The following is an 8,663-nucleotide window of genomic DNA, read 5'->3' as shown; positions in this document are numbered from 1 at the left end:
AAAACTGGTTTACAAACTGCTGTTACTGTACCTCATAAACCTGCAATACGCTGTATACCTCCTTGAAATTTACTTTTTCATTTTCGGTTTGCTTTGTTGCCCTGATTGTAGGATGTTTAACTGATTGGTTACCGTGATAATTGCGCCAGTTATCTAACTCATTGAGGTATTGTAATATAGCAGATGCACCTGCTACTTGATATAGTGAAATAGCCGACTCCCACTCCTGAAAACTTGCTTTTTTTTCATTAAGAATTTTGATGATAGCAGTGGGAAATTTGATTTCCTTGCCAGTATCTAAATCAAAGTGTGGTGTAGTTTCTAGAAGTAGTTCTTGTTCTGATAGAGGTACACCACTGCTTTTAAGATTTATCTCATTTAGTAGGGCAGTTATACCTGATAGAGGTAGAGTTTGTTGGGTGACACGCGTAACTTCTCCCCGGTAACTTCTTTTTTGTTTAACCTCCTTGGTTTTGACAACCACAGGATTTTGGGGAGTGGGTATCAAGTAAGCTTGTGGGAGTTCAAGTGATAGTTGTTCTTTGAGTCTGTAGGGTACGGTTTGCTTTTGAGCTGGGGTCATCTTATAGGAGAAGTTTGCTGTTTTTCTGGGATCGCCAAACTTGCGCAATTTGACTTTTAGCTTATAAGATATATTTCCTCGGATGAAAGTATGGCTATCAAGAACTACAGGTATGGTATGTTCCCACCATTCAATTTCAATAACCCGATCGCCATCTAATAAATCATAGACGTTGGTTAATCTGGCGTGGGGTTTGTCTTTCAAGAAATTATCTAACCACTTGCGTTGTTTTTTGTTGAGTAGTGATAATTTTTTAGCCATTGTTAGAATAGGGTCAATTGTTTGCGACTGTCTAGCATTTGAGGGTTTGCTATTTGCAAGATTTCTACTCGTTTTTGGGCGAGTAAATTGAGATAATACTGTGATGAATACTTCTGCGAACTTTTGATATTTGTTACACCTTGAATGCTGTAATAGTAGGTGACGATATCTCCAGGTTTTCCTAGTTTGAGAAGTTCTTTTTCATCTTCACGAATTTTGCGAGTGATGGCGAGTTTCTCTTTTGGGTAGTCTCTTGATGAAATCTGCGATTTGACATTTTTGTAATGTTCCTCTGCGCGTAGCTGATTTTGAATGAAATAGGTTAAATATTCAACAGGAAATTCTTTTTCTAGTTTTGAGCGAGAGCGACTTCTCCAACTACCTTTGCGGATAATCCTGCCATCTTTTAGCCACAAGAGATAGTTCTTAGTTCCCCTTTCGGGAATAAACATGGCTTCGGCAATAAATTCTAGTTTGACGATTATCCCTTTGGGTAATTGAGATTGAAGTATGGCGTACACCTCTTCTACATTAGGGTGGGTAAAAAACACACCATCAGTATCAACTTCTATAGGGACTGCGCCAGCTTGATTGATTACCTCAATCATAAACTGTAGGATACGCCGACCATAAGCTGTTACCAGGGCTGCTGCTTCCATATCATTAAAGGCAAGTTCAGATGTGCCGAAGAACCCAAACTGAGAATTAGCTAGGACTTTGGTGGATTCTCTTTTTTCCTTGGCAACAATATCTCCAGTTTTAGCAAGTTGTTCCAGCCTTGATTTTTCTTTTACTAAATATTGCAAGATGCTTAACCCAATGCGATTTGTATCCTTACAAGAGACAATCCCAAAAGACAGTATGGCATTGGGATACATTGAACTAATGTCTATGTATCCAACTTTCTTATACAGTCCGGGAACAGAATACGCTATTCCCCCTTGGAATTTGTGCTTGCGGTCGGGTTTAGGTTTTATCCCTTGGTAGTGATGCTCGAAAATTCTCTCCCACTTGGTACCATTACCCGCCAGGACTAGTTGTTGAAGGTTTATTCCCGGTACAACTAGCGCTTCGTAGTAATATGAAGGTACTAGCCTCGACGCTATGAGTTGGGTATCTTCTAAGTCGTAAGTAAGATACTCCTTAATTTTTTGCCATCCCTCACTACCCCAACCAGCTTTCCAGCAAACTAGAATTTCCTCATAGGAGAGAACAAGTCTCGCTTGAGAGCGTAATCCCATTTCCAGGACGGCTTGTTTGAGTGACCGTCCGTTGGTAAGGGACTTAGCGACGAAATCCCATCTGAGAACGCAGATATAGATATCTACATGCATGCTGTTTCGGATGAATACTTCTCGGATAGTTAATGGTGTACCACGTACCTGGGCAGTTCCGATAGTGCGCGTTCTAGATGCAATTCTAAAGGGATGAGCGATGCCATGTAATTGGCAGCGGGTGATAAGAAACGGTAGGTCAAACTCAGTTCCATTGTAAGTATAAATTACGTCTAGTTTGCTTGTTTCTAAGTATTTGAGAAACGAGATAAGGATTTTGCTTTCGGAGATATCCATAAAAATGGAGACTTTCCCCATTTCACTCATACAGCCAATTGCATAGATGCGATTCTCTCTTGGGTTGATTCCTGCTGTTTCAATATCAACTATTAGAGTTTTGAGACTAGAGTAGGTCGAAATATTTACTGTAGGTTGCCACTTCGGTATAGGAGTGGTATCTTCCCAGAATATGTCGAGTTTTTCCTCATCAACTATAATTTTATTACCAAATTTGGTAATAAAATTTCTATGGTTATAACTCATAACTTCTAAACTTTACGAATTACAAATGCCAAATTTTTGATGTCGATAATGTAGTGTCTACCTGATATTCGCTCTCGAAAACACTCCAAGTGTTTTACATCGGGAAGGCTTAATTATCTGCTTCTATCAGAAAAAATCTCCCGTTTCATTCCGTCTGGACAAAATTGCCGTGATTCGCAGCGGCGCAGGAGGAGCTTCCTTACCCAAATTTACCCATCTAGAGTCCACGATTAGTGCAGCGTCGCATTGGGCAAAGACTCGGAGCCAGCCTAAGAAAGCGGGAAGCCTTTCAGTTGCGCGGAGCCGGAGACGCTCCGCCTCCGGTCTATGTTTGGTTGATCTGTCAGCACCCACGAGTACTCGTAGTAGTACGCTCGTGCTCATTTTCACTGCGGAGGAACCCCGTGACGGCGGTTGCGTTACTAAGTAATCGACTTTTCACAACTCAACAAACCCGCCTTGCTGCAAAGGCGTTGCCTGCGGCACGCTGCGAATCGCGCATTCCGAGGCTAGGAACAGCCCAACTCCCAAAATTGGGGAAAGTGGATGTTTGATTTTTCTGAGGTGAAAAGCATTTTTACGCAGTTTGAAGCTTTTCTACTAGTTGTACCCATGCTGGAGCCTTTTTTCCATTAATGGGTGTAAGCTTCTGCCAGTGTTCCTGCAACTGCGCTTGTGATAGATGGGGTAGTTGTTCTTTCCCCCAATTAATGGCATCTTGGGCAGTTTTCCAATTCTTCCAAGGTTGAGTTTGGGGACTGCTTGTAGTTGGAACTATCTCGATAAGGGTAGCTTCCAACCATAGGTGCGCCCCTTCATCTCGCATGAGATTTTGGCGTGCCATTAGGAGCGCGATCGCTGAGTGAATGCGGTTAATACTCCACGATTTAGAGATTGTTGTAAGTTCCTTCCAGGTGTCCTCCTCTAGAAGAGTGAGATTTCTGCCATTCGGGTTGGTTTTGCAGATCAGTAGGTCTTTTAGAAAGCTGACAAGACTTGTGTGGATGGTGATTGGGTGCTTGCCATATTTCATCCAATCTTGGAGAATGCCTAAATTGCCTGTCATTTCTCCCTTGGTAATATTTTCACAGAAAGTGACTAAATCGTATTCGGGGATAGTACCTGACAGTTCCCATACCCAGTTGGGAGTGATTTCCTCTTCTCGTAGTAAGGTTAGTTGGTCTAGGAGTTTAAGTGAGTCACGTAGGTGTCCGTGGCTAGCTTTAGCGATGGCGGTTAATGCTGTAGGAGTGATATCTATACTTTCTTGGCGGGCAACTTTTTCCAAGTAATCTACAACTAGTGAGAGGGAAACTCTTCTAAAGTCAAACTTTTGGCAGCGGGAGATGATAGTTTCTGGAACCTTGTGTACCTCAGTGGTACAGAAGATGAATACAACATGGGTTGGTGGTTGTTCTACTGTTTTGAGTAATGCTTGCCACGATTGGTGAGAAAGGGCATGACATTCATCTACTATTAAGATTTTGCGCCTACTCTCGATTGGTTTAAGTAGAAGGTTAGAGACTATCTCGCGAATGTTCTCTACTCCCGAGTGACTGGCGGCGTCGAGTTCGGTTACATCGAGGGATGAGGAGTGAGAAATAGTCTGACAAGAATTGCACTCACCACAGGGTTTGGTTGTTGGTTCTTCTGTTGATTGACAGTTGAGAGATTTGGCGAGAATGCGGGCTGTACTGGTTTTACCTGTACCTTTGGGACCGGTAAATAGATAGGCTGGGGCAATCTTGCTGAGTGCATTCGCAGAGCCACTCCCTCCTGAGAGTATTGCATTATCCAGAGTGCGTACAATATGTTCTTGTCCGATTATTTGTGAAAGTTGCTGAGGACGATATTTGAGATGTAGTGGTGTGTACATATTTGAGAGTGTGTGATTTTATAGATGATTTTGTGTATAGTCAGTTTTATGACTGACTATACTTTTTGGTTTATACGGCTGTTGTTTCTAATTTTGGTTCTGGTTTTAGTTCTTGCTTGCGCTTGCGGGATTTTGATTTGTTGGCGGTAGGTGTATCAGACGGCGGTGTGTCTGTGACATTAGTTGTTTCATTGGATACTTTTTCTAGTTCTGAAAGTTTATTCACCTCAGTAGTATTTTCTGCTCCTGTTTCATTTTCATTTTCTGGTTTTGAAGTGTCAGTTTTATCTTTGGTAAGACCTTCTGGTTTCTCGAAATCTTGCACTTCTACGGGCATAATTAGTGTTAGTTGGTCAAGCAATCCACCTAGAGGAGAAATGATGACTGGTTGGAGGGGTTTGTTAAATCTGAATATAATTTCATCGGTTGAGATGTGCTTGAGCGCTTCTTGTAGATAGCCACTATTTAGCCCAATACCGATGTTTTCTCCTATACTGGTTTGGGTCTTGATAAGCAAAGAATCTACCGCGTCCCCAATATCAGTATTACCCGTCATTAATGTTGCCTGTTGGTCATTGACCTCCCATAGAATTTTGACAATTTTGTGTTTTTTCTCTGCGAAATGGCTGATTCTTTTAAGAATTATTTCCATTCCTTTGCGTTCTACGATGAATTCGTTAGCAAAGCTTTTAGGAATAAGGTGGTTAATATGAGGAAATTCTCCTTCTAATAACCTGGATGTGAGTTCAGCATTTGGCAAGATAAACTGGATAGTGTTGTTTCCAACCTTAACGGTACAATTGCTATTTTCGGCTGTTGTCGAGAGGATTTTTCCCAACTCGGTGAGACTTCTTCTAGGGACTGTGAATGAGATCGGTGAGTAGTTTCCCTCTAGCTTGGAGGATACCAACGCAAGGCGGTGTCCGTCGGTGCTAGCGCAACTCCAATTTTCGCCTTGTAAGTGGAAATGTACGCCTGTGAGGATAAGTTTGGTTTCGTCTGTGCTACTACAATACAGACAAGCTTCTAAGGCAGCTTGTAACTTTTTGCTAGGGATACTGATTTCAGTGGGATTTTCTGTTTCTGGGATACTTGGAAAATCTTCTGGATTTCCTCCTACAATGCGACATTTCCCCGTACTGTGGCTGATAACGCAGGTGCGTTCGCTTACTTCAATATCCAGCTCGCCGCTGACTAGATTGTTAACTGTGTCGGTTAGTAGTTTGGCGTTTAAGGCGACTACACCTGCCTGTAGAATATTAGTTATTGCTGTAGTTTTGATACTGACGTTCAGGTCAGTACCAATGACGGTAAGTCTGCCTTCATCCGAGGCTTCGATTAGCAGACTTCCGAGTATAGGGTCTACTGGTCTTGTGGATATGCCGTTTTTTGCTGTTTCTAGGAGTTCTGTCAGTACAGATTGAGTAGTTGTTAGTTTCATGATGTATTTTGCCTAGGCATGACTTGTAAAGGTGCTCGCGTGTCAACTAGCACCTTTGAGAATGAGAACTTAATAAGGTAGTTCTTCGATTGTTGAGGGAGGTAATGCAGGTATATCGGTAGTATTTACACCTGCTAGCTGGTGATGTGTAGCTACGACGGCGGAGGTTTTACCAATGCGGTGGCTAAATTCAGGATTAGCCTGCATGATTGTTTGGAATTCAACTTCTTTGTCTTCGCAGAAGAATTCGAGGAAATTGCTACCATCAGGGTTGGGAGATTTGTAGGAGTCAACTACTGCTACCCAGGATTTGTCGCGTTGGTTGGTTGCTTCTTTGGGTTCGTGTGATGGTATGAAGGTAGGTTGAAAGATACCAAGGCGGTGGAATTCTTGGGATTTTTCAACAACGGGTATGCCTGCAAACCTGGCGTACGCTACCTCCAGTTCGCGTTGGAATTGTTTGTAAGCCTCACAAAATCTAGAAGAGGCTACTCCTTTGATTGATAAAGCGATTGGTTTGTTGTGGAGGTTTTTATTGTTTCCATCTACTAGGTTAATTAGGTAGAACCGTCGCAGTACTACTTTTTCTTTCCCCAAAGCTTGGTACATATCATATCCGTCGCCGTACTCGTATATACCGATAATTGCACCATCGTCTCTTTGTTCGATATACCGGGGTGATACATCGAGGATGTGCATACGGGGTGATTGCAGGAGAATTCCCAGTTCTGGAGTACCGCTGGAGAAGGTGTGCTTGTGGGTGGGTTCGCCTCCTTGCCAATCGATATTTCCTAAGTATTTGTCTTTGACGAACAAGCCAACCTTTTCTGCTTCCATGTGATTGATTATCTGGCAGATGCAAATATTACTGATGGGAGCGTTATATTCAGGGTTGGCAAATTTTGATACTAGCAACTTTCTCTGTTCGAGATTATCTGGAATTGCAGTTTGTAGTTGTTCTTTTTGTTCTTCTTTTGTATCTGGTTTGATTGGATTTTTAGCCATAATTATGGTTCTTGAACTAGTTCAAATAACTTGTGCATTTGCATATGTTGTGGTACAAAACTAAAGTCGTCTGGATTGACAAACGACTCTGAAGGTGAAATTTGAAAGTATTATCAAACAGAATAGAGGCGTCAGTCGCCAGAATGGACTGCGTCCCGCTAGCCCCTCTTGGGGCACTGCGCAAACGCTAACAGCTTGGGTATTCTGTACGACTGGCGGATGAATAAACGGCGTTTTTGCACCCCCACCAAATTTTCAATTTAGTGGTCAACAAGACAGTGGCGGGTCCCAATTCTTCACTGATTGCATTCTGAGGCTTGGGTGACGCCGTGTCATCGATATTTCTTTCCGGTATTAGATGAACTGTCAGCGTAATAAGCTATGACAGGGAAGTAAGAATGATAATAAACAAAAATACTGCCAATGATACGTTTTCCATGACGAAACCTCTCGTAAAACCTGTCGTGTAATGGAGATGAAATGAAGTGATTCCCTTGTGGACAGGTAGACTGTGAGTCAATCCGAGAGGTGCATCAAAGAAGTGCGCTTATTCAGAAGTGTCTTGAGGTGTAGAATCCTCGTCGTCCGTCTCCATTTTTGCATCTTTGAATTGTCGCTCAAGGAAGGACAAGAGCTTCTTCTCGAACCGAGTAAGGGTCGCTCGCGCGGTAAGGGTACCGAAATGCCGGAAAATGGGGACAAGAGCATCCTCCCCGACCCTAACCCCTTCGTAAATTGCTTTCAAACGGCTAAGAAGCTCTGCTCTCTCCTTCTCCTCTTTCTTGGAAAGCTTGAGCGGCACAACGTCAGTAATGGCTACCTTGGGGACTGTACGGTCGAAAAGCTCAAGGGTGACCGTCTCCCCCGCCTCTTCCGTCACCACCCCCCAGAATCCCGCACGATCAGAAAGAAGGGCATCTGATGAGCGCTTTATGACGCACACGTCCCCCTCCTGAAGTGGGCTTGAAGGAGGTTTCGGTGACGTGCTATTCCCTAGAATTTCCTGCTTTACCTCCTTCACGATATCATGGCTCGGAGCTCGTCCCCCTGCCTTCTCGACCGCTCGCATCCATACCTCTACCTGTTTCTCCGGGTCTTTTATCGTCGAGAGGGGACGGATTTGGTACTCGCTTGTCGGAAGAACGTGCACGGGACGTGCACTTGTCGCCAGAGTATCGGTGACGTTTGCAGCCTCGATATAGTGGTATGCTTGACGACGTTTCAAGCCGAAACGTGACTCACAATATTCTGCAAATGTCCGGTAGCTCTCTCGATAGAGACGATTTTCATTGATCGCTCGAAGTGCCGTAGCGGCGGCGTAAAAAGAGTCTTCTACCTGGCGTTCTAGTTGTAGGAGAAGCTCCTTCTCTTCGCCGGAAAGCGGCACATCTTTTCCTTCGGTGACAAGCTCCGCTTCGACAGGGACTACACCCGTTTCTTCGGTCGTAGGCTCATCACGTTTGGCTTTTCCCTTCTCGATAGGAACAGAGACACGTTCTTCAGTCTGTACTATCTCTACTGCCGCTTCCTGTTGCTCGTTCGGTTCTTCAACGGAAAGCTTCTTCCTTCTGGGCATCGCTTTTTTACCAACAACAATACCTCCGATTTTACACGCGATTCTACACACATAAGCATGCCATAGAGGAATTAGCTGACCAAGAAAGGGTGTAGGGGTATGGG

6 protein-coding genes are annotated in these 8,663 nt (G+C 43.6%); all 6 read right to left on the bottom strand.

The annotated features are described in order from the left end of the window. Nucleotides 1-22: 22 nt before the first annotated feature. The gene (locus DP117_RS32350) at nucleotides 23-844 is read right to left on the bottom strand and encodes a hypothetical protein (protein WP_211176480.1); all 822 of its coding nucleotides are present in this window, start codon (nucleotides 842-844) and stop codon (nucleotides 23-25) included. A 2-nt stretch (nucleotides 845-846) separates the two neighbouring features. Beyond that, entirely contained in the window at nucleotides 847-2,661 is a 1,815-nt protein-coding gene (locus tag DP117_RS32345) for a 3'-5' exonuclease (RefSeq protein WP_169222266.1), read from the bottom strand. A gap of 577 nt (nucleotides 2,662-3,238) precedes the next feature. Then, nucleotides 3,239-4,537 (bottom strand): DNA polymerase III subunit gamma/tau, encoded by a 1,299-nt coding sequence (gene dnaX / locus DP117_RS32340; protein WP_169222265.1) that lies wholly within the window; start codon nucleotides 4,535-4,537, stop codon nucleotides 3,239-3,241. Between the two features lie 70 nt (nucleotides 4,538-4,607). Next, nucleotides 4,608-5,978: a DNA polymerase III subunit beta gene (gene dnaN, locus DP117_RS32335; RefSeq protein WP_169222264.1), complete on the bottom strand. Its 1,371-nt coding sequence runs from the start codon at nucleotides 5,976-5,978 to the stop codon at nucleotides 4,608-4,610. Nucleotides 5,979-6,047: 69 nt separating this feature from the next. Further along, nucleotides 6,048-6,983, bottom strand: coding sequence for a DUF5895 domain-containing protein (locus DP117_RS32330; RefSeq protein WP_248277938.1), 936 nt, complete (start codon nucleotides 6,981-6,983; stop codon nucleotides 6,048-6,050). A 547-nt stretch (nucleotides 6,984-7,530) separates the two neighbouring features. Further along, on the bottom strand, nucleotides 7,531-8,663 hold a 1,133-nt coding region (locus tag DP117_RS32320; RefSeq protein WP_211176479.1), incomplete at its 5' end, for a hypothetical protein.

The organism is Brasilonema sp. UFV-L1 (assembly GCF_012912105.1).
In the GTDB taxonomy this organism is placed as follows: domain Bacteria; phylum Cyanobacteriota; class Cyanobacteriia; order Cyanobacteriales; family Nostocaceae; genus Brasilonema.
The sequence above is the reverse complement of the archived record's forward strand: the minus strand, read 5'-3'. Positions and strand labels throughout refer to the sequence as shown.